Source organism: Candidatus Zixiibacteriota bacterium, from assembly GCA_036480375.1.
Taxonomy (GTDB): Bacteria; Zixibacteria; MSB-5A5; order GN15; family JAAZOE01; genus JAZGGI01.
Genome location: JAZGGI010000026.1, coordinates 39424 through 60324, shown reverse-complemented (window position 1 = coordinate 60324; position 20901 = coordinate 39424). Strand labels below are relative to the sequence as shown.

Here is a 20901-nt window from a genome sequence, read left to right as displayed (position 1 = left end):
CCATTAAATAATTATTGGTTAACCCAGGGATAGTGACCAAAGCGCTCCAGCCAAAAAATATTGTCGTATTAAGTGAAACCGGTCAATATGACCCAAATCTCCATCCAATGGATGGAATACTAATTTTGGACGTCTTCCTCCTAATAATCACTGAAATCCTCGAAAACTTTTGTGTTAAATATCAATTTGAGATTAAACGCAACAGCAGTGCAATTCGTTTAATCTATAAATTATTGAAAGAAAAGTATAGGTTTGGTTACGAACTCCAAAAGGAATGAAAATATACAAACCCACTATGCGGTGGAGGCAGGAGGATCAATTCATGTCAAACAGGAAATTATCATTCGCGCTTATTGCATTAATCATCATGGGAGGAGGATGTATTATGTCCGAAAGCAGTAAGTTTTCGGGAGAAAAGGCCAAAGTTGAGCAGACTATCAATGATTGCATAATGTGGCCTTACCCCGAGAAGAATATTGACAGACTTTATAGTTCCGTGGCCAAGGATGCCGATTTTTTAATCTTTCATCCCGATTCGGCGTCCACAATAATAGGTTATGATGCTTTCCAGCATATGATTGATAATGTTTTTCTGAAGGATGAATTAAAAGCGACCGGGTCCTCTATCAGAGAATTAAGAATCAACCTGTCGGAATCCGGCGACGTGGCCTGGTATTCCTGTATACTTGATGATACCGGGGAGTGGGCCGGAAATCCTTATAAATGGTTAAACACCCGCTGGACCGGCGTCCTTGAAAAAAGAGAGGGGAAATGGCTTATAGTACAAATGCACTTTTCCTTTGCCTCCGACGCTAAAAATGAATCAGATGAGCAGGAAGCTGTTGAGGTAGATAAGTAAGCAAAGTTATCATTTCGGGAGCAAATATCCCGCTCATAGCTGGCGTTGTTGATTTTTTTAAGTACTACTTTGTGTGTAAAATAGATGTAGATACCGTCTTAATAGTCAAGTTGATATTTTGGATTGAATGGTATTTTGTTTATCAGTATTGCCCTCGCTCTCCAGTTTCTGGCCTTTCGCGATGCCCATTTCGATAATCTTTGGGTTGCATTATAGGCAGAGGAAACCTATCATAAATGCGTAAGACATGTCGCTTTCAGAGTTTTGTAATCTTTGTCAAAGGAGATATTATGAACAGACTGATTATTGTTTTTGCGGCCATTTGCTTCATGGCAGTAATGGCATGGGGTGCTGATCGGTCTACCGGTCTGGTACCGAGCGAAGGTTTCGTTGAGGTTACCGGTGGAAAGGTGTGGTATCGGATTGTAGGAAGCGGATCGCGTACACCGCTTCTGGTATTGCACGGAGGGCCGGGCGTACCGAGTGTTTATTTGAAACCGCTGGAGGCGCTCGCCGATGATCGTCCGGTGATTTTCTACGATCAACTTGGTTCCGGGAACTCCCCCAGTCCCACCGACACTACCTTATGGACGATCGAGCGTTTTGTGGAAGAAATAGCTCAGGTGCGCGAGGCGTTGGGCTTGAAAGAGATCCATCTCTACGGACACTCCTGGGGTACAATGATAGCTGTGGACTATATGCTTACTAAACCCGCCGGTATAAGAAGTCTTGTCCTGGCGAGTCCCTGTCTTAGTGTTCCCCGTTGGATTCACGATGCCGACAGCCTGCTGGGTACTCTGCCTGATTCCTTGCAGGAAGTAGTCAGACATCACGAACGGGAAAATACAACAGACACAACCGAATATCAATCTGCCGTAATGGTCTACTACGAGCAATTCCTTGCGCGCAGGCAGCCTTGGTCTGATGATCTAAACAGTGCTCTCGAACAGATGAACCAGGCGATGTACAGCTATATGTGGGGGCCAAGCGAGTTCACTACTACAGGGACACTCAGCGATTATGATCGTACCGATCGTCTCGGCGAGATCACGATACCGACTCTACTCACAGCGGGCCAATTCGACGAAGCCGCACCTGCAACGGTCGAGTATTATCAAAGTTTGATTCCCGGGGCGGAGTTTGCACTACTGAAAAATTGCGCCCATTTGACGATGCATGATGATCCGATTGCCGATATCCGGATAATTCGGGAATTCCTGGCTAAGGTAGAGAGCAAATAAACTAACGCGTTTGTCGGTGACCACTCACAGCTTAAACCTCCCATTGTCCGGGGTTTGCAGCGCCATGCACATATCGGCGGGGCAGTTAACGGTTGAATGGAAGGTGGAAAAGATGCAAGATTCCAAAGACAAGACATACAGCGAATGTGAGTCGTGCGAAAAAAGGACATTCTTAATTTCTCTAAGCTGTCTACTTGTCGGCTCTGTCGGGTATTTCTTATTGAGTCGCGACGTGTGGATATTCTATCTCTTCGCTCACCTGGGTGCCTTGGGTGTTATGGGATTGTCCGGCGTTGCAGCGGGCGTTCTGGCGAGAAAGAAGCATCGGGGCTATTGGACGGCTTTTTCGCTGGGCTTCTTGCTCCCGATAATTTTGGGAATTGTCGCTGTCCTCATATTCTGGTTGGGTGAAGATGGAAAATTGTATTGCGGAGGATCGGTAAGTCTTGTGGTTGCCATTCTTGTGATCGTCTTCTATTTGCTCGCAAAGAAGAAAAAGCCGTCCCAGGCGGGATACGCTGGATAATGGGGCTAATCCACAGCAAAGCTGTGTGCACCCCGGCAGGTTTAGCCCGGGTCGAATTGAAAAACAGAAATCTCCCGTCTGGCAAAACGGTATTGCCATAGCCTGATCCGGATTGTCCGGTCTATTAAATCTCCTGTTATATATCTATCCCCATCCCTAAAAAGATGCGGCACCCGGGATAGCACTGGACATTTATTTCTTCTTCTTCTTCTCTTCTTTCAATTTTCGTTTTTCTTTTGGAGTACGCTGTGCCTTTTTCTGTTTTTCCCTTTTGCCTTTATCTTTACTTCCTTTGTCACCCATGTCTTTTTCTCCGTGTTTAAAATTGACCTACGCCGGTCATGGTGGGGCTATTTTTGTTCTAATATCTGACCAAAGCCGCACTCCGGTGATAGAATATAACAGCGGTGTTTGCGGAGGGCAAGAGAAAACGCCAGCGATCATCGGGGTCAATATCTATGGCCGGGTTGAAGAATGTCAGCGACATTATTGGTGTCAAGATAGTGGCTGGTGCTTTCAATTATCGGATTGGTTTTGCCCAGAATCAATATTAACACAGCACCAAGCGACAATTCATCAAACCAATAAGCCCTTGACAAGGTTGCGTTAAGCGTTATCTTACTGCTGGGCAATTAATTTCATCAAATTACGCCCTACAAAAAATTCATTATCATCCCGGAGGCAATTATGTCACGCATAATAATGTCGATCATCTTCTCCGCGGTATTACTTCTCCACATCTCAGCGATTGTCTGCGCCGTGCCACCGACAGAAGAGGTTATTCAAAAACTCAAAGATGAGGGTCGGTTCGACCGTTTTGTCGAGAGGATGATGCAGGCCAGAGCCAAGGGAGTCAATTCAGTACCCCTTCCGGACGCTAAAGGCCTGCAAAATCTAACTTTAGCCCCCAATCAAACATATCGGGTTTTGATTCTCCTGATAGATTTTCCCGACAAATCATACACTGAGGGCTGGGCTGCGGGAATGCCTGGCGATTTTGATTCGTTACTTCTTTCTGACGGTCTAAATCCAACTGGTTCCATGAAAGAATACTACTACCAAAACTCGTATGGAAATTTCACTATCTCAGGTGATATTTATGGCTGGTACACTGCCGATAATGGTTACGAGTATTACACCAACTATTGCGATGGCTCTCATGGTGTTGGTTCTTATCCCAATAACGCTCAGAAATTGGTGGAAGAGGTAGTAGATGCGGCTGATGGCGATGTTGATTTTTCGCTCTATGATAATGACAACGATGGCTACATGGATGGCATTTTCGTTGTCCACGCGGGAACAGGATTTGAAGAAACGGGTGATATGTGTGAAATCTGGTCGCATAAGTGGGGTATAAACCCGCGATATAAGGATGGGGTTTGGATCAATTTGTATTCTGTGCAACCCGAGGAATCGCATGGTGTTGAGGGGCTTATATCCATAGGGATTTATTGTCATGAGTTTGCACATATTCTTGGGTTGCCTGATCTTTACGACTACGATGGTTCATCATTTGGTGCCAGTTGTTGGGCAGCAATGTCTGGCGGGATTTGGCACGATTATGGAAGAAAACCGTCTCAGTTTTGCATTTGGAGTAAATATAAATTGGGCTGGCTTAGTCCAATCAATATTTTAGCCAATCAGACCGATGTGAGCATTCCCGCCATTGAATGGAATCCGGTAGGATATCGACTATGGTATAATGGCACTGGTGGCAACGAATATTTTCTTGTCGAAAATCGGCAATTGATGGGATTCGACACCTTGAAACCCGGAGCGGGTCTTATTATCTGGCATATCGATGATAATGTGTCAGGTAATAATGACGATTGGCATCCACAGGTATTTCTGGAACAGGCTGACGGCCGGTTTGACCTTCAGAATTCTAACAATTATGGAGACGAAAACGATCCTTACCCCAATGGGGGTGCATCACCGCATTTTCATGACAAGACAATCCCCAACTCTCGAGATTATCTTGATCAGTCAACCCAGGTGGCCGCATGGAATATATCCGCTTCCGATTCAGTAATGACTGCGGATTTCGATGTGACCTGGTCGCGTCCATATCTAATACTAACCGATTACACTTTTAACGATGCCACCTATGGCGATGGGGACGGTATTTTGGAAGAAGAGGAGAGGATTGAACTAATCCTTAATATCCAAAATGATTGGAAAGAGGCGACAGGGGCAATGGCATCGCTGACAGTAAACGATGTCAATCTGATCCTAATCGATTTCTCATCATCCTTGGGTACGATTTCTACGGGGGGATCAGCTAATAATTCAGCCGACCCCTTTACCTTCGACATCCCGATTGGATTTATTCCGAGGGTTGATTCCTTTTTTGTCGAGATATCATCTAACGGTGGAGCCGATGTCTCGATTCTTGGCATTGAGCAAAATGTTGGCGATGCCAACTTTGATGCACCCGGTCTCGTTTCCAACTCTCCACCGCAACATGAGCTGAATGTTACGTGCTCTTCCAATATATCGGTTACTTTTGACAATGATATGGATGAGACGACCATCAATAGCTCCACATTAGTAGTGAATGCCGAATACACAGGATTGCATCAAGGCGTGATCAGCTATGATGGTGCGACGAAATCAGCAACTCTATATCCTACGCATGATTTTGATGAAGGCGAAGTTGTAACGGTCGTTCTGACAACCGACATACGATCATCCGTGGGAATATCACTTAATAGCAGCTATATTTGGTCTTTTACGACCGCAGTCGATAACGGTTTGGGCAGTTTCAATCCTCAAATAGTTTACCCCGTTGGCTCTGGCCCCTTTGAAACCGTTGCCGCCGACCTTGATGGTGATGGTGATATCGATCTGGCCACTGCCAATTACTTCTCCTTCGATGTTTCGGTCATTCTGAACGATGGGACGGGCAGCTTTGGCCCCCAATCTGCATACCCAATCGGTGTTAACCCGACTTCGATCACTGCCGGTGATCTCGATGGCGACGGTGACCTTGACTTGGTTTCGGCAAATATGACATCCTCTGATGTGTCTGTTCTGTTAAACAATGGGGTGGGCACGTTTGCACCGCAAGTGGCATACCCGGTTTACGGTTATCCAGAATCAGTTTTTGCCGCAGACCTTGATGCCGACGGCGACCTCGATTTAGCGGTGGCTTGCTGGTCTAACAAGGTCTCAATTCTGAAAAATAAAGGAGATGGTACCTTTAGCCCTTATTTAAGTTATTCCGTGAATCCAGGCGTAGCATCCGTTTTTGCCGGGGATTTTGATGCCGATGGTGACCTTGATCTGGTTACGGCCAACCGAGACACTGACGATGTCTCAGTTCTCATGAACAATGGGGATGCCTCATTTGCTGCTCACGTGACCTACTCGGTGGGTGATTGGCCTTATTATGCGACCGTTGCCGATTTAAATGGCGATGGTTACCTCGATCTTGCTACTGCAAATCATTATGACGATAACATTTCTGTGCTTATGAACAACGGCAACGGGACTTTTGGAATGCAATCGGTCTATCCGGCAGGCGACGGAGTGCAAAAGGTAGTTGCGGCAGATTTTGATGATGATGGTGATCTCGATCTGGCCGGCGAAAATTGGAATTCCTGGGATGTTTCAGTGCTCCTGAACACGGGAACCGGCACATTCGATCCTCAGGTGACCTATTCGGCCGGCACTTATCCCCGCCGCCTTGCTGCAGCCGATCTTGATAATGATGGTGATATCGATATCGCGGTGAGTAACGGTTACGGAGATAATGTCTCGGTTCTCTTGAACCAGACCTGCTTTGATTCCGACGGCGACGGTTATGGGAACCCGGGACATCCCGAAAATGATTGTCTTGACGATAATTGTCCTGAGGTTTACAACTCGAATCAAACCGACACGGATTCTGATATGGTTGGTGATTCCTGTGACGTTTGTCCGGGATATGATGACAATATTGATACCGACGAGGATGGTGTGCCTGACGATTGCGATCTGTGCGAGGGATTTGATGATAATATTGACATAGATGAGAATGGAATCCCGGATGGGTGTGATTTTATCTGCGGCGATGCCAATTCGGACGATCAAATTAATGTAGGCGACGCGGTCTTTATTATAAATCATATTTTCAAAGGTGGCCCGGCTCCCGATCCGATAGAAGCCGGGGATGCTAATTGCGATTTGGCTTGTAATGTTGGTGATGCCGTCTATTTAATTAATCATGTATTTAAGTCCGGCCCTGCCCCATGCGCCGAATGCAAGTAATAAATAATTACAAAAAAGGCCTCGATATCGACGGGCCTTTTTTTTATTAAAGATATTTTCCGAAGAAATCCGCGGAAGCCGCTAATGCCTGATCGAGTTTTTCATTACTCCCCTTAAAGGGATGAGCGGCTCCGAACGTATGTCCGGCTCCCGGAATCTTAAGAATTTCACTCAGCTTCGGATCAGCCCAGTTATGAATAATATCCGCTTCTTTTTCGGGAACGGCTTCATCTTCTTCCCCGTGTATGACAAGAAGAGGTTTATTTAGATTCTTCACCGCTTTTTCAATATTCAGGCCTTCTGCGCCATTTTCCTCGATATCATCGAGCAATACGGTGTTAAGTTGCATTACTTGCCCGGTTCGTTGATTAACGACTTCAAAAAAACCCTGTTGGCGCCATTTTTCCTTTAGATTCTCGGAATATCGATTAAACGACGAGACAGCCGACCAAGTTGCGACCGCGCCGATATCTTTGTTCTGAGCGGCCGTTAGAAGGCTGGTCCCGCCGCCGCGGCTATGCCCCAGTATTCCGACTTTATCGCACGGCCCAAACTCACCTGATTTGCAGGCCGCGACAAGTTCGTTTAATTCACGAATTTCGCGGCTATAAGTGTTATTGGCGAATTTATCCAGCTCGGTGAATTCGGTCATATTCTCGCCGATACCGTTATGCGAGAAATTAAACGTAACCGCCAAGAATCCTCTCCGGGATAGAAACTCGCCGATATACGGCACAAATCCCCAATCCTTGAATCCCTTGAATCCGTGAATGTAGATAAGGCAAGGTTTTTTGGAATCGGGTTTGCCATAAGTTGTGACGGTTAGATATTCGCCGTCAGTCATCCTGAGTTTATAATCTTTTTTCATAGACTGATAATATGCGGAATTGATGAATGTAAAACAAGGGATTGATTACACTCGTGCCATGCCAATTTGTTCGAGTGGAATCAATTATCGATTTGAATATCAATATTTTGGGGTTTAATAATTTTAAAAAGCTTGTGCTTGACAAATTCAACGCCGATAGTATATTAGGGTTTCCTGAAACGCAAAGTTTCGGAGAATTGAAGAAGGTTTTCGACACTCCCCTGTAGCTCAGTCGGTAGAGCAGCTGACTGTTAATCAGCGGGCCGCTGGTTCGAGTCCAGCCGGGGGAGCTTAAATTGTTTTTTTAATCCCTTCGGCTATTAAGTCGAAGGGTTTTCTATATGAGGGACAAAGGTTTCCGTCGGTTAGTACATAGTTTGAAGGAGTTCCTGTCAAAAGTTGTGTAAATTGATTTTTCAAGCAGCGCGTTTTTCGGTCTGATTGTTCTTCATTTTCCTGACCTCGATACCATCCTTGATACCATCTTCAAACTTCACACCCTCCAGAACCTTCGTCACCGGGCATGTTGAAAAAGTCCTGAAATGATCTTCAGCCTAAGGAATGGGGAAACATTTCGAATCGTAAGTTCTTGATACACAGCAGATCACAATTTTGTTTTCACGAAATCAAGACCCGCCGCAACTCTTGGCGGTGGTTTTTCAACAAGCCCCACCAGGTGGGGGGCATTGAGCCGTCGCCATCGTTTCTGCGCCCTGATGATTAACTGAAAGATCAGATACAAGGCTGAGCGGGGTGATTTAATCCGTCGAGCGGCATTGGTTCGCAATTTGACGGTAGCAAAGATCGACTCGATCGGATTGGTCGTCTTCAAACTCAGTCAGCGTTCCTGCGGATAGTCGAAGTAGGTCAGCAAAGCATCCTTATCTTTCAGCGAGCACTCCACCGCCCGGGGATACATGCGGCCATACAGTTCCGGGAACTGCTGCATGAATGTCTCAGCCTGTTTCCGGGTGGTGGCATCATACATCTGCCTGAGCAATCGCTTGACTTCAGCATGCAATCGCTTCGGAAAGTGTACCATCACATTGCGCATCTTGTGGACCCAGCAGCGCTGATGATCCGCTTCCGGATAGACCGTCTCAATGGCTCCCCACAAACCCAAGGCGCTGTCGCCGACAAACAACTTCGGATCAGTCAATCCCCTGGCTTTCAGATTACGCATCACCTCCGCCTCAAGGGTTGAAATCAGCATCCGCCGGGCGCCTTCACGAGCAATGGCGTCCAGATCGGAGGCCATCCCCGCTTCCGGATTCTCCCTGATTTCACTTGCCACACCAGTCAACTTATAATAGACGAATACGCGAAAATATATGTTTAGTTTCATCACAGACAGGTGCACCAAAGCTTGTTGTTGCGCATCCGGCAATGGTTCAAATTATCGGGAATCCCCCTCTCAATCAATTGGAATCCGCATTTTTTACGGTAAAAGTCAGGGATCCCTGATTACCAATTCCTTCATTCACCGTTCCCTTGAGATATATATTATTAAAATCTTTATCAATGGCTTGAATTTCTATATGAAATTGCATCGCGGGTGCGTTTTCTGGAATCGTCACTTCGACGGATCATATGTTATCACCAGCTTTATCATCACCCTCTTTGCCGTCATTATTAAGCACATAAAAATAATTATTCGCTTCCACCAATTTGGCTTTTACACTTAATATGTCATTCCCCCGTTCATCGAATATCACCAAGAGCAACAATTTACTACCAGATTTTACTTCTGCAGGAGTGGCTGCAACTTCTTTTATGCCAATCTGAGATGCACACGGCCAATATTCTACCTGTGTGGCTTCTATTAACAGCCTAGTAACATCCTCATCAAGTAATAAGCCCTGATATTTTAAATTCAGTATTGACTTTGTTACTTCAAAAAGATAATCAGCCCTTGTAGGATATCTTTCAAGTATTGCTATTCTGGGATCAATCTTTTCTTTGCATTCCTCACTCGTAATGGGCAATGGCCAGACTCTACCCCTATTTCTACCCAGGGTTTGTGAGTAAGTAGGAGAACGCATACCCCAGCCAGTATATGTAGTCAGTGGTGCATCAATATCGGGTAGCCGTATTCCTGCTATCTCGTTTCCGTCCTTATCAACCTGGGGAACAAGACACACATAACGGGGTCCGACTTTCGGAGGGACATAATCCGCAATACCTTCAGTATCCCAACGAGGCCCCATATTCAATCGGTAAGGATGGTAGAATGACGGTGGCATTATAGCTCCTGGAATATCGGGAAAAGCTCCTTTCCAAGTTTCAAAATCCACTAAAGTACCATTGGATATTTTAGGAATTTGAGATGCCGGTGGCTCTACGCCATAACTAATCCATTGATCCAGAGCGGTCAATAATGCTCTGCTGACAATACCTATACGGTCATCCGTATGAGCTAATCCCGCAACAGAATAAATGCGCACACTGGGATCAATTTTTGAGTCCACTTGTCCCTCGACATCAGTATGCAACATCGAAGCGGCTCGAGTCCAGTAGTCTGTTGATGAATTTATAAAAAATATTTTGGGAAGAAAACCTGACTTGCGCGCCCGTTCTACCCCATCGCCTTTTTCTCCAGTAATGGGGTCGTACTGCTCAACCGTCGTAAATGGAAAAAAATCGATCGGGAAGAGATTATCTTCGTGATGACTACCGTGGCGAGTTGTCTGCGCAAAACGAGAATTGAACTGTCCTTTACCGGCACCGGGACAGTTGGCCATAATACCATCAAATACTATTCTCTTTCTTTCGTCGCCGTTGAAATCTTGGTACACAAAATGGTTAAGCAATCGACCCGATTGGGAATGACCCCAAGAATATGCATAGTCAATCGCATCGGCCAAAGGATTAATAACACCGTCATTACTTATATTTTCATATTTGAAAAAAGAAACCACGTCGCGTATGGCAGCCAAACCTAGGCCAGTTACCTTAGGATTTTTACCAATATAAACCAAATCATAAAGCCATCCAGGTTCTATACCGTCCACAACATATAGAAAACCAGAATCAGGTGTCACATTACCGTCCTCCCAGCGGGCAAAAGACCAACTATCATGCGGTATTTCAATAGGTTCTTCCCACCGATACCGCCTTTTCGATAATACAGCATTGGTGTTTTCCAATGTAACCGGGGCATATGATATCGATCCTCCCCAGACAAGAGGCATGCTATAAACTACTTCATCTGAGTAGGATATTATCTCGGTATAAATCTCTCCGGTAATTGTATTACCATTGTCATTAATTACAGGTAAATTGATATTAAGCTTGCCATCACTTTCTTCCACATCACAATTCCAGCCGCACCACAAATAGGACCAACCATTGGCCCATAGCCAATTTTTATCGGTGTGATAGTTAAAGTGCCATTTACCCATTTTATTTCCTCGATTATTCACAAAGTATAGCAATCTATGGTTACCACGATCGGAATTCACAGGCTTGCATAATTCAAATTCTGTTGAAAATTCAACATTGCCCCTACTATTTCTTTGAGCCAATTTTAAATCAACGATTAGTTCATTTGCAGGATCATTCGGATCCACTTCAAGATATATAATTCCTTTTATCATTTCATAGGGACCAGACATACTTTGTTCTTCCGAGTTCTGTATTATTTCTCTGCTGCTAATATCCAGCCTGACAACTTTGGCAGAAACTATCAATGGTGTGAATAATAAAACTATATTTAATAGTAATATCAGCCCTGCCCGGAGAATATCTCCGTCTCGATAATCAGAATACGTCATAGTCTTTATCCTTTATCAAAGATTATTATTTTATCTGGTTCTATTTATAGACGTAAATTTAATTCACATGTTTCATATTAGTAACCTGAATGACCTGTTACATAAGTCACACATTAGAAAGATTACATAGGTAAAACATTTTTTGATTAGGTTCATTTATGATGTATATCTTTTTCTCTTTCAATTTATTTGGCGCCGGGTGCACAACAACTTTCGACGGGAAAACGCCTCTCAAATTTCACATAAAAAATCAATCCAATAAAAAAAGCCCCGCGAAACGGGGCTTATTGATTTTTCAATATGAACTCTTAGCGTCTTATTCGACAACGCTTACTTTTTTGCGGTCTTTGCCGACCCGTTCAAACTGGACGACGCCGGTGATTTTGGCGAAAAGCGTCCAGTCTTTTCCGACGCCGACGTTATCGCCGGGTAGAATTCTGGAACCGCACTGACGGACAATAATCGAGCCCGCCGGGATCGCCTGGCCGGAATATACTTTTACACCGCGTCGCTGGCCGTTTGAGTCCCGTCCGTTTTTGGAAGAGCCTACGCCTTTTTTATGTGCCATAACTATAAACCTCTGTCTTATCCGTTTTCTTTAGCTCCGGTTATTCGAGCCTCTGAATATATAGATTCTTTTCAAAAAAGCAAGCCGAAATTTAACGCTAATTAAGGATGTCCCGCGAGCACCGGCAGGCGCTCAGAACCGCTTCCCTACTGCTAATTTTCAGTTTTTGCTTAGTTTAAATTGACCGAATCGGGTTGCTTGTCCTCTTCGCTCGGTTTTCCTCCGGATTGAAATTCAAATATCAGCGATTCCTCATCATCGGCGACAACGATCTCCAGTTCGGTATCTCCGGCGTATTGGCCGCGCAGGATTTCTTCAGCCAGCGGGTCTTCCAGGTATTTCTGGAGGGCTCGTTTGAGCGGCCGGGCGCCATACTGCGGCTCAAATCCTTTTTCGGCGAGCCAATGTTTAGCATTGGCGGTCAGTATGAAGGAGATACCTTTTTCAGCCAGACGGTTAGCCAGGTCAACCAGGAGAATGTCGATAATTTCCTCGATATGCTCAATCGTCAAGGAGCGGAAAACTATCGATTCATCAATGCGGTTGAGCAGTTCCGGATTGAACATTTTTCTCAGTTCTTCCTGAATCCGGCTTTTCATATTTTCATAATCGTCGGCGAGTTCTTTTTTGGCGAATCCGACGGTTTTATCTTCGCCGATAGCTCGAGTGCCGACATTCGATGTCAAAATGACAACGGTATTGCGGAAATCGACTTTTCGCCCAAAGCTGTCGGTAAGCTGTCCGTCGTCCATTAACTGGAGCAAAATATTGAAGACTTCGGGATGAGCCTTTTCGATTTCGTCAAGCAAAACCACGGAATAAGGTTTGCGCCGGACGCGTTCGGTCAACTGCCCGCCCTCTTCGTAGCCGACATATCCGGGAGGAGCTCCAATCAGCCGGGAGACGGCGAATTTTTCCATATATTCCGACATATCGATCCGGATAAGCGATTCGATATCCTCGAATAAGAACTCGGCCAATTGCCGCGCCAGCTCGGTTTTGCCGACACCGGTCGGGCCCAAAAAGAGGAATGAGCCGATCGGTTTGTTGGGGTCACTCAGTCCGGCACGAGCTCGACGGATTGCTTTGGTCAAAGAAGAGATGGCTTCGTCCTGTCCAACGATTCTCTCTTTGAGGCTTTCTCCCATGCGCAGGAGGCGCTTGGATTCTTTTTCTTCGAGGCGGAAAAGCGGAATACCGGTCATGCTGGAGACAACCTGAGCAATATCTTCGCCGTTGAGAACTATCCGCTCCTCGTCGCGCTTGGTTTCCCATTCTTTCTGCATTTCTTCCAGCTTGGCTTTCTTAAATTTGAGCTCGTCGCGGAATTGGGCGGCTGTTTCAAATTCCTGATTCTTGACCGCTTCTTCCTTTTTCAAACCCAGTTCGGTGATTTCATGTTCGATTTCGGCGAATTCCTTAGGCCGGGTATAAGAAGCAAGATGAGCTCGCGAACCGGCTTCGTCAAGAACATCAATCGCTTTATCGGGCTGGAACTTGCCGGAGATGTAGCGACTGGAAAGTTTGACGGAGGCATCAAGAGCGTCATCGGAGATTTCAATTTTATGATGTTCGGCGTATTTGTCGCGCAAGCCTTTTAATATCTTAATCGTATCTTCGGGGGATGGTTGTTCGACCATCACCATCTGGAAGCGGCGTTCAAGAGCACCGTCTTTTTCAATATATTTGCGGTATTCGTTAAGTGTAGTAGCGCCGATGCACTGCAATTCGCCCCGAGACAGCGCCGGTTTGAAAATATTGGAGGCATCGAGAGAGCCTTCGGCGCCACCGGCGCCGACGATGGTATGGAGCTCATCAATAAAGATGATAACGTCGCGGGAGTTCATAATTTCGGTCATGACCGATTTGAGGCGTTCCTCGAACTGACCGCGATATTTGGTACCGGCGACCAGCGAGGCCATATCTAACGTAACGACGCGCTTGTTTTCGAGCGTCTGGGGAACCTTGCCTTCGACGATGCGCTGAGCCAGACCCTCAACGATAGCGGTTTTCCCGACCCCGGGTTCGCCTATCAGAACCGGATTGTTCTTTTTGCGGCGGGACAGAATCTGGGTGACGCGTTCGATTTCCATCTGGCGTCCGATAATCGGATCGAGTCTTCCCCGGCGGGCCATTTCGGTCAGTTCGCGTCCAAAATGGTCGAGGGCCGGAGTTTTTGATTTGCGCCTTTTCTTTTTGAATGATGACGGTTTCCCGCCTTCAATATTTTTCAATTCATCATAGGCTTCTTTGTAGTCGATTTCGAACATCGCCATGACCTGGGCAGCAACCCCTTCTTCGTCTTTGAGTAAAGCCAGCAGAATATGTTCGGTATCGATATCTTTTGATTTCAGGGCTCGGGCTTCCTGTCCCGAAACTTCCAATGTTTTTTTGGCTCGGGCCGTCAAAGGCAATTGACCCATGGTCATCGTTCCGCCCGACGGCTGAACGACTTCTTCCACGGCGGCTTTGAGGTCATTCAAATCGAGGCCGAGATTGGAAATGACCTCGATTGCTCGACCTTCGGCAAGACGGATGAGTCCCAGAAGCAAATGTTCCGTCCCGATGTAATCATGGCGCAAGCGCGCCGCTTCATCCCGTGAGTATTCAATCGCTTTGCGAGCCAATTCGGTGAACATTTCATTCATGATTTATTGCAACCTCCCTTGAGTTCTCATTCCAATTTATTTTAGTCTTTCCCTGACCATATTGGCGCGAGCGATATCGCGCTCTTCGCTGTCCATATCCCGGTCGCAGTATTTAATCAGGTGCGCCGGTTGCGATAAGAGCAGGATTTCGTTAATCATGGCCAGATCCAGATCCTCAATGATGTCGATGGCCACGCCCAAGCGCACGGCGGAAAGAAGATTCATGACTTCTTCCGACGATAACACCCGCGCGTATTTCAGTATTCCGTAAGCCCTCCAGATTTTATCGCAAATCTGATCGAAGGCTTCCTCGCGGAGGCGAATTCTCGCCGTCGCTTCGTCATTTATTATAACTCGTGTAACTCGCTCAATATCCTCAAGAATATCGGCTTCCGATTTCCCCAGCGTGGATTGGTTGGAAATCTGGAATAAATTACCCAAAACGTCGGTGCCTTCACCGTAAAATCCGCGCACCGCCAATCCCATCTTGGTAATCTTCTGGATTACCTTGTCGATATCCCGCGTCAATACCAAACCGGGTAAATGGATTAACACCGAAGCGCGCAATCCGGTTCCAACATTTGTCGGGCAGGCGGTCAGGAAACCAAAGTCACTATCATAATCGTATTCGAGCAGGCGGCCGATTTCGTTATCGTATTGGGCGGCCAGTTCCATTGTCCGATCCATTTCCAGGCCCGCGGTCAGGGATTGAATTCGAAGATGGTCTTCCTCGTTAATCATTATCGAAACCTGTTCGTTGGGTCCGATGTAAACGCCGGCGCCTTCAAGCCGGTCGAGCATGGTCGGCGAAATCAGGTGGCGCTCGACAAGGAAATTGCTGTCGATTTTTTCAATATTTTCAGTGTTGTGAAAACTTCCCCGTTGAAGAAACTCGGATTTGGAAACGGCCGAGTTGAAATACTCAATAACTTTCTCACGGGTTTCCTTATCGGCCGAAGTCGGAAAGCGGATATCGTGAATATTGCGGGCCAGCCTGATTCTTGATGACAAAACTACCGTTGCTTCTTCGCCATCGCCGGTCAACCACCCCGCCGGTTTTTTGGACATGTCCTCAAACATTTTCTTTTTCCTTGCTTTCTTCTTCGGATTCCGATTGCCGGAGCGATTTTAGTTTGTCGCGTAAATCAGCAGCCCGTTCAAAATCCTCAAGCTCAATCGCACGCTGCAATTCCTGCTCCAGTCTTTCCTGTTCTTTAATATTAGACGCTTCTTCGGAAAGCATCGGCGGAAGTTTTCCTTTATGAAGGGAAGAGCCGTGAATTTTTCTTAAAAGTCCCTGGAGCTTATCGCGGAAGGTTTTATAACATTCTCCGCAGCCGAACCGCCCCAGGCGGGAAAATTCCTCAAAAGACAGGCCGCAGGAGGGGCATGATAAATCGGGCGATTTGATGGCCTTGGAACCTTTTTCGATTTTATCTTTGCCCATCATTTCGGCTAAGAAATTGGCCAGCGGAAAGGGAATATTATCGAGCGGAGAATGAAAACCGCGTTTGGCGGCGCATTCCTTGCATAAACTCAAAACGACTTTCTCATTGTTGATAATCTGAGTCAGGCTGACCGTCGCTTCGCTATTATTACAATCCTGACATTTCATTTTTTACCCGCGCTTTCAGAATTTATTTCAATTAACAGGCGGTCTTTCCGCCTGATTCATTCCATTTTCCACCTTGACCATGCGGTCGGTGATCGCGGCCAAATGCTGATTATGGGTGGCGATTATAAACGAAGTCTTTTTGGTTCTGTTCAGGTTCAGCAATAATTCGTGTAATTTTTGCCCCGTATCAACGTCAAGGTTTCCCGACGGCTCATCGGCCAGAACCAAATCCGGTCCCATCGTCAAAGCCCGGGCAACGGCAACCCGTTGTTGTTCGCCTCCCGATAGCTCATTTGGCAAATGCGTCATTCTATCCTTTAAACCCACATCCTCAAGTAATAGTTCCGCCCGTTTGACAGCTTCCTTGTGAGACGTTCCGGCAATTAGGACTGGCATCATGACATTTTCGAGGGCGGAAAACTCAGCCATAAGGTAGTGAAACTGAAAAACGAAACCGATATGGCGATTGCGAAACGAGGCCAGTTTGCTTTCCGACATGGTCGAAAATGATAAATCCCCAAAATAGACATCACCGCTGTCGGGACGGTCAAGTCCGCCGAGTATTTGAAGCAGTGTGGTTTTGCCGACACCTGATGCACCTAAGACAGACACCATTTCACCTCGGGATAGATTTAGACTAACTCCCCGTAAAACCTCAATTCTCCCCTGCGGTGTATCAAATCCACGGTAAATTTGATCTGCTCGCAGAATAAGGTCACTTCCCGGTTGCCTATTGTTCATATCCTATACACCGTGCTTATATATATTTTCGCCATTTTCGCCAAAATGTTAACCTTGTAAACCATTAAGTGACAAATATTTTTGGCTATTTTCATAATTATCTTCGCAATACTTTTACCACCGATAAGCGGGCCGCTCGCCCCGCCGGATAGAGCGTGGCTAAAAAACAAAGAGCGATAGCCGCGAATCCAACTAACAGGAAGTCCAGTAATCTGATATCAACCGGGAGACTGCTAATAAAATAAATATCCGGGGGCAATGTAATAACCTCGAATCTGATCTGAATCCAGCATAATAAATACCCGAGCAGCCAGCCTAAAAGGCACCCGACAACGCCAATAACGACTCCGATTCTCATGAATATTCGCCTGATGGCTCCCGGAACCGATCCCATAGTTTTCAAAATACCTATTTCATGGCGCTTTTCCATCACAATCATGACCAGGGTGGATATGATATTAAAGGCGGCGACGGCTATAATTAACGATAGCGCGATAAACATCCCGACCTTTTCCAACCACATCCACGAAAACAGGTTTTCATTCATGCGGCTCCAGTCAACGGCGCTGTACTTTCCTCCAAATTGTTCGTTGATTGAATCGGCAATTATCCCGGCGGTGAAAATGTCGGTCGTTTTCAAATGGATGCCGGTAACGCCATTGGTTTTAAACAAACTCCTGGCGTCGGGAATTGAAATATATGCCATCGAGGCGTCGTATTCATACATGCCGATTTCATAGATTCCCCGAACTTCAACCAATTTAATTTTTGGCTGAGAACCGGGGCGCAGATCTTTTACACGCAGAGAATATAGTCTTATAATATCCCCCGGCAGGACATCAAGACTCTGGGCCAGGTTTTTGCCGACGATGATGCCGCCCATGCCTTCTTCATTGGGGCCGACGTCGAAGTACCCTGAAAAAACAGTTTCGCCTAATCCGGTGACGGTGTTTTCGAGTTCGGGTTCAACGCCGCGGATAACGATTCCGTCTCCGGCGGATTCGGACGCGATGGCGGCTTTGTAATAGATAAAGGGAGCGGCGGCGATGACGCCATCGACCTGAAGTAATTCGGCCATAGCCGAATCGGGATCGGCGATATGATCCTCAAATCGAGGGAAAACGGAAATATGCGAAGTGACACCCAGAATTCGGGTGCGGAGTTCGGTCTCAAACCCGTTCATCATCGACATGACGAAGATGAGCGCGGCGACTCCGACGACGACTCCGCCGATAGAAAAAACGCTGTTAAGCGAGATAAATCCGCCTTTCCTGCGCGTCATCAAATATCGACGGGCGATGAACCATTCATATCTCAAATTATTCCGTCCCTGCTAATGCCGCCTTCAAATCAATTCCATGAATATGCGGTTATGGCAGCCGATTGCATTCCTTTTTATTCTTCCGTTTATTCATCCGATTCCGGTTTTGATAGTTGAACTTTAGGCCGCATCTGGGGGAAAAGTATCACATCCTGAATCGAATGCTGGTTGGTCATAATCATGACGATGCGATCCACGCCTATTCCCAGCCCGGCCGTCGGCGGCATACCATACATCAGGGCGGTGATAAAATCATGATCCAGTTGATGAGCTGCCTTGTCTCCTGCTTCGGCGGCTTTGCCCTGCTGGATAAACCGCTCTCTCTGGTCTATGGGATCGTTCAGCTCGCTAAATGCGTTCCCCAGTTCCATGCCGCATCCGAACAATTCGTATCGTTCGGCCAGATTCGGATTATCGCGATGTTTCTTAGCCAGCGGCGAAATATCGCGGGGGTGATCCATGATGAACGTCGGCGAAATCAAATGCGGTTCGGCCAGTTCATCAAAGAAAGCCTCGACAATCTTGCCGTGATTGATCAGCTTGTCCATATCCATCCCGGCTTCTCTGGCCAGTTTTTTGGCACGGTCAAAATCGAAATCGGACAGGTCGGGACCACCGTATTCTTTGACGGCATCGATCATCGTCAAACGTCTAAACGGCGGCCCAAAATCGATTTTGTTTTCCCCGTATTCAAATTCCGTTTTCCCGAAAACTCTCCTGGCCGTGAAACGCATCAGGTTTTCATGCAGGTCCATCATATCGTGATAGTCGGCGTAGGCCCAGTAAAGTTCGATCATGGAAAATTCCGGGTTATGTTTGCGATCCATGCCTTCATTGCGGAAATCTTTGCAGAACTCCCAGACTTTATGATATCCTCCGACGATTAATCGTTTCAGATAAAGCTCATCGGCGATTCTAAGATACAGGTCAATATCGAGTTTGCGGTGATGGGTTACGAACGGAACGGCTATTCCGCCTCCATAGAGAGGCTGCAGAATCGGCGTTTCGACTTCAAGGAATCCTTCGCCATTTAAAAACTCACGGAGGGCGGCGATAATCTGAGAGCGTTTATTGAATGTATCGCGCACTTCCGGGTTGGCAATTAAATCGACATATCGCTGGCGATAGCGGGTTTCTTTGTCGGTCAGGCCGTGGAATTTTTCCGGGAGAGGATGGAGTGATTTTGTTAAGAGCTCGAAGGAGGAAATTTTCAGCGTTTTTTCGCCGGTCTTGGTGGTAAACAGGGTTCCGGTCATACCAATTATGTCGCCGATATCAATCAGTTGGAACAAATCCCATTGCTCATCGCCGACGATATTCTTTTTGATATATGCCTGAAGCCGTCCGAACTCATCCTGAAAATGCATAAACAGGGCTTTACCCATTTTTCTGACGGACATGATTCGCCCGACCATCTTAATTTCGGTCTCATTTTCGGATAACTCATCAAAGGTTTCAAGAGCCTGGATGGTCGTATGCGAAAAATCGAATTTATAGGGAAAGGGATTAATACCCATTTCACGGATTTTTTCAACCTTTTCGATCCGCCCGGCGATTATTTTATTTAAGGGCTGTTGCGGGGCTTGCTGTTCGGTATTATCTGACATGCTTATTCCTTATTAAACAGAGTAAATTTCCGTTCGTCAAATTTATACAGGGCATATACACCCAGTATAGCCAAGTAATATAAGCAATTTTTTGGAGGTAAGGCAATCAGGTAATAATGCTTTTTGGCCTTGAGAAGTTACTCATGCGGGTTGACCAAATAATAAATATGGCTATATTATGAAAAATAATATCGAATAGAGAGAAAGGTCACTATGTATCGGTTATTATTTGTAGTAATGATTTTCATTTTAATCGGCTGCGGCGGAGAAGAACAGGCTAATCGCCAGGAAGAAACCATCCCGAAGACAAATACAGAAGCGCAAACGGATACTGAGCAGGAAACCGCGCCGCCTCTGGCCGGCGTTGATCTGATGCCTCTGGAGGTTGGAAATAGCTGGGTGTATGAGCTGGCTGCGATGGATACGCTGACGGGTGAATTGACTGTAAATAAAATAGATACTTTTCGGGTTGAGCGCGATACCGTCATCGACGGCGAGACCTTTTATTTCATATCAGGGATGGGACTGCGCGGGACCTTGGCGACCAATCGTGATGATGGGTTCTGGATTATGGGTCCCATGGGCCAACCAATCATGCTGGCCAAATTTCCTGGGGTGGACGGCGAAGATTTTTCAATGACCGTGGGACCGAGCGTGATTACCAATCGGCTGGATAAGGCGGGTCTTGAAATTGAAGTTCCGGCTGGGAAATTTTATTGCTATAAATATTCGCAGGTTATGGGACCGATGCGGCGGACGACTTACAATTATTTCGCCCCGGGCCTGGGCCTGGTCAAAATGGAGACTCTGGGCAGTCCGACCGGCAAACCCATTATGGTAGGTCGCTTGATTGATTACGCGGCCCAGTGATAATTTTATCGGC

General features: G+C 46.3%; 15 protein-coding genes and 1 tRNA gene. 6 read left to right on the top strand and 10 right to left on the bottom strand.

The genetic code is table 11. The features are described 5' to 3' along the window. Nucleotides 1-322: 322 nt before the first annotated feature. From V3V99_07585 to V3V99_07570, 4 genes are all read left to right on the top strand, one after another. Nucleotides 323-859, top strand: a complete 537-nt coding sequence (locus V3V99_07585; GenBank protein MEE9442513.1) for a nuclear transport factor 2 family protein — start codon at nucleotides 323-325, stop codon at nucleotides 857-859. Nucleotides 860-1149: 290 nt separating this feature from the next. Further along, a complete protein-coding gene (locus V3V99_07580) occupies nucleotides 1150-2100 on the top strand; it encodes a proline iminopeptidase-family hydrolase (protein ID MEE9442512.1) in 951 nt (316 codons plus the stop codon). Nucleotides 2101-2164: 64 nt separating this feature from the next. Then, nucleotides 2165-2626: a hypothetical protein gene (locus V3V99_07575; protein MEE9442511.1), complete on the top strand. Its 462-nt coding sequence runs from the start codon at nucleotides 2165-2167 to the stop codon at nucleotides 2624-2626. Nucleotides 2627-3313: 687 nt separating this feature from the next. After that, entirely contained in the window at nucleotides 3314-6877 is a 3564-nt protein-coding gene (locus V3V99_07570; protein ID MEE9442510.1) for a M6 family metalloprotease domain-containing protein, read from the top strand. Nucleotides 6878-6923: 46 nt separating this feature from the next. Here V3V99_07570 and V3V99_07565 read toward each other — a convergent pair whose 3' ends face one another. Next, nucleotides 6924-7745: a dienelactone hydrolase family protein gene (locus V3V99_07565; protein ID MEE9442509.1), complete on the bottom strand. Its 822-nt coding sequence runs from the start codon at nucleotides 7743-7745 to the stop codon at nucleotides 6924-6926. A 217-nt stretch (nucleotides 7746-7962) separates the two neighbouring features. Here V3V99_07565 and V3V99_07560 point away from each other — a divergent pair. After that, nucleotides 7963-8035 (top strand) — tRNA-Asn (locus V3V99_07560). 548 nt (nucleotides 8036-8583) lie between these two features. Here V3V99_07560 and V3V99_07555 read toward each other — a convergent pair. From V3V99_07555 to lysS, 9 genes are all read right to left on the bottom strand, one after another. Beyond that, nucleotides 8584-9132, bottom strand: a complete 549-nt coding sequence (locus V3V99_07555) for a transposase (GenBank protein ID MEE9442508.1) — start codon at nucleotides 9130-9132, stop codon at nucleotides 8584-8586. Between the two features lie 199 nt (nucleotides 9133-9331). Continuing rightward, nucleotides 9332-11518, bottom strand: a complete 2187-nt coding sequence (locus V3V99_07550) for an alpha/beta hydrolase domain-containing protein (protein ID MEE9442507.1) — start codon at nucleotides 11516-11518, stop codon at nucleotides 9332-9334. 316 nt (nucleotides 11519-11834) lie between these two features. Further along, a complete protein-coding gene (gene rpmA / locus V3V99_07545) occupies nucleotides 11835-12086 on the bottom strand; it encodes a 50S ribosomal protein L27 (GenBank protein ID MEE9442506.1) in 252 nt (83 codons plus the stop codon). A 170-nt stretch (nucleotides 12087-12256) separates the two neighbouring features. Then, nucleotides 12257-14734 carry an ATP-dependent Clp protease ATP-binding subunit gene (locus V3V99_07540; protein MEE9442505.1) on the bottom strand — a complete coding sequence of 826 codons (2478 nt, stop codon included), beginning with the start codon at nucleotides 14732-14734 and terminating at the stop codon, nucleotides 12257-12259. Between the two features lie 36 nt (nucleotides 14735-14770). Further along, nucleotides 14771-15814, bottom strand: a complete 1044-nt coding sequence (locus V3V99_07535) for a protein arginine kinase (GenBank protein ID MEE9442504.1) — start codon at nucleotides 15812-15814, stop codon at nucleotides 14771-14773. Continuing rightward, complete coding sequence (locus tag V3V99_07530; GenBank protein ID MEE9442503.1) at nucleotides 15807-16349, bottom strand: UvrB/UvrC motif-containing protein; 543 nt, start codon at nucleotides 16347-16349, stop codon at nucleotides 15807-15809. The genes V3V99_07535 and V3V99_07530 overlap by 8 nt, the downstream gene beginning before the upstream one ends. Before the next feature lie 27 nt (nucleotides 16350-16376). Beyond that, nucleotides 16377-17090 (bottom strand): ABC transporter ATP-binding protein, encoded by a 714-nt coding sequence (locus V3V99_07525; GenBank protein ID MEE9442502.1) that lies wholly within the window; start codon nucleotides 17088-17090, stop codon nucleotides 16377-16379. 97 nt (nucleotides 17091-17187) lie between these two features. Continuing rightward, complete coding sequence (locus V3V99_07520; GenBank protein ID MEE9442501.1) at nucleotides 17188-18408, bottom strand: FtsX-like permease family protein; 1221 nt, start codon at nucleotides 18406-18408, stop codon at nucleotides 17188-17190. Nucleotides 18409-18497: 89 nt separating this feature from the next. Continuing rightward, nucleotides 18498-20018, bottom strand: a complete 1521-nt coding sequence (gene lysS, locus V3V99_07515; GenBank protein ID MEE9442500.1) for a lysine--tRNA ligase — start codon at nucleotides 20016-20018, stop codon at nucleotides 18498-18500. A gap of 213 nt (nucleotides 20019-20231) precedes the next feature. Here lysS and V3V99_07510 point away from each other — a divergent pair, with 213 nt between their 5' ends. Further along, complete coding sequence (locus V3V99_07510; protein MEE9442499.1) at nucleotides 20232-20888, top strand: hypothetical protein; 657 nt, start codon at nucleotides 20232-20234, stop codon at nucleotides 20886-20888. The last annotated feature ends 13 nt before the right edge of the window (nucleotides 20889-20901 follow it).

What these genes read in the sequence shown, in the direction of transcription:
- V3V99_07540 (MEE9442505.1), bottom strand. Translation starts at nt 14,734, where the DNA reads ATGAATGAAATGTTCACCGAATTGGCTCGCAAAGCGATTGAATACTCA.
- V3V99_07510 (MEE9442499.1), top strand. Translation starts at nt 20,232, where the DNA reads ATGTATCGGTTATTATTTGTAGTAATGATTTTCATTTTAATCGGCTGC.
- V3V99_07565 (MEE9442509.1), bottom strand. Translation starts at nt 7,745, where the DNA reads ATGAAAAAAGATTATAAACTCAGGATGACTGACGGCGAATATCTAACC.
- V3V99_07535 (MEE9442504.1), bottom strand. Translation starts at nt 15,814, where the DNA reads ATGTTTGAGGACATGTCCAAAAAACCGGCGGGGTGGTTGACCGGCGAT.
- V3V99_07585 (MEE9442513.1), top strand. Translation starts at nt 323, where the DNA reads ATGTCAAACAGGAAATTATCATTCGCGCTTATTGCATTAATCATCATG.
- V3V99_07550 (MEE9442507.1), bottom strand. Translation starts at nt 11,518, where the DNA reads ATGACGTATTCTGATTATCGAGACGGAGATATTCTCCGGGCAGGGCTG.
- lysS (MEE9442500.1), bottom strand. Translation starts at nt 20,018, where the DNA reads ATGTCAGATAATACCGAACAGCAAGCCCCGCAACAGCCCTTAAATAAA.
- V3V99_07580 (MEE9442512.1), top strand. Translation starts at nt 1,150, where the DNA reads ATGAACAGACTGATTATTGTTTTTGCGGCCATTTGCTTCATGGCAGTA.
- V3V99_07570 (MEE9442510.1), top strand. Translation starts at nt 3,314, where the DNA reads ATGTCACGCATAATAATGTCGATCATCTTCTCCGCGGTATTACTTCTC.
- rpmA (MEE9442506.1), bottom strand. Translation starts at nt 12,086, where the DNA reads ATGGCACATAAAAAAGGCGTAGGCTCTTCCAAAAACGGACGGGACTCA.
- V3V99_07575 (MEE9442511.1), top strand. Translation starts at nt 2,165, where the DNA reads ATGCACATATCGGCGGGGCAGTTAACGGTTGAATGGAAGGTGGAAAAG.
- V3V99_07525 (MEE9442502.1), bottom strand. Translation starts at nt 17,090, where the DNA reads ATGAACAATAGGCAACCGGGAAGTGACCTTATTCTGCGAGCAGATCAA.
- V3V99_07530 (MEE9442503.1), bottom strand. Translation starts at nt 16,349, where the DNA reads ATGAAATGTCAGGATTGTAATAATAGCGAAGCGACGGTCAGCCTGACT.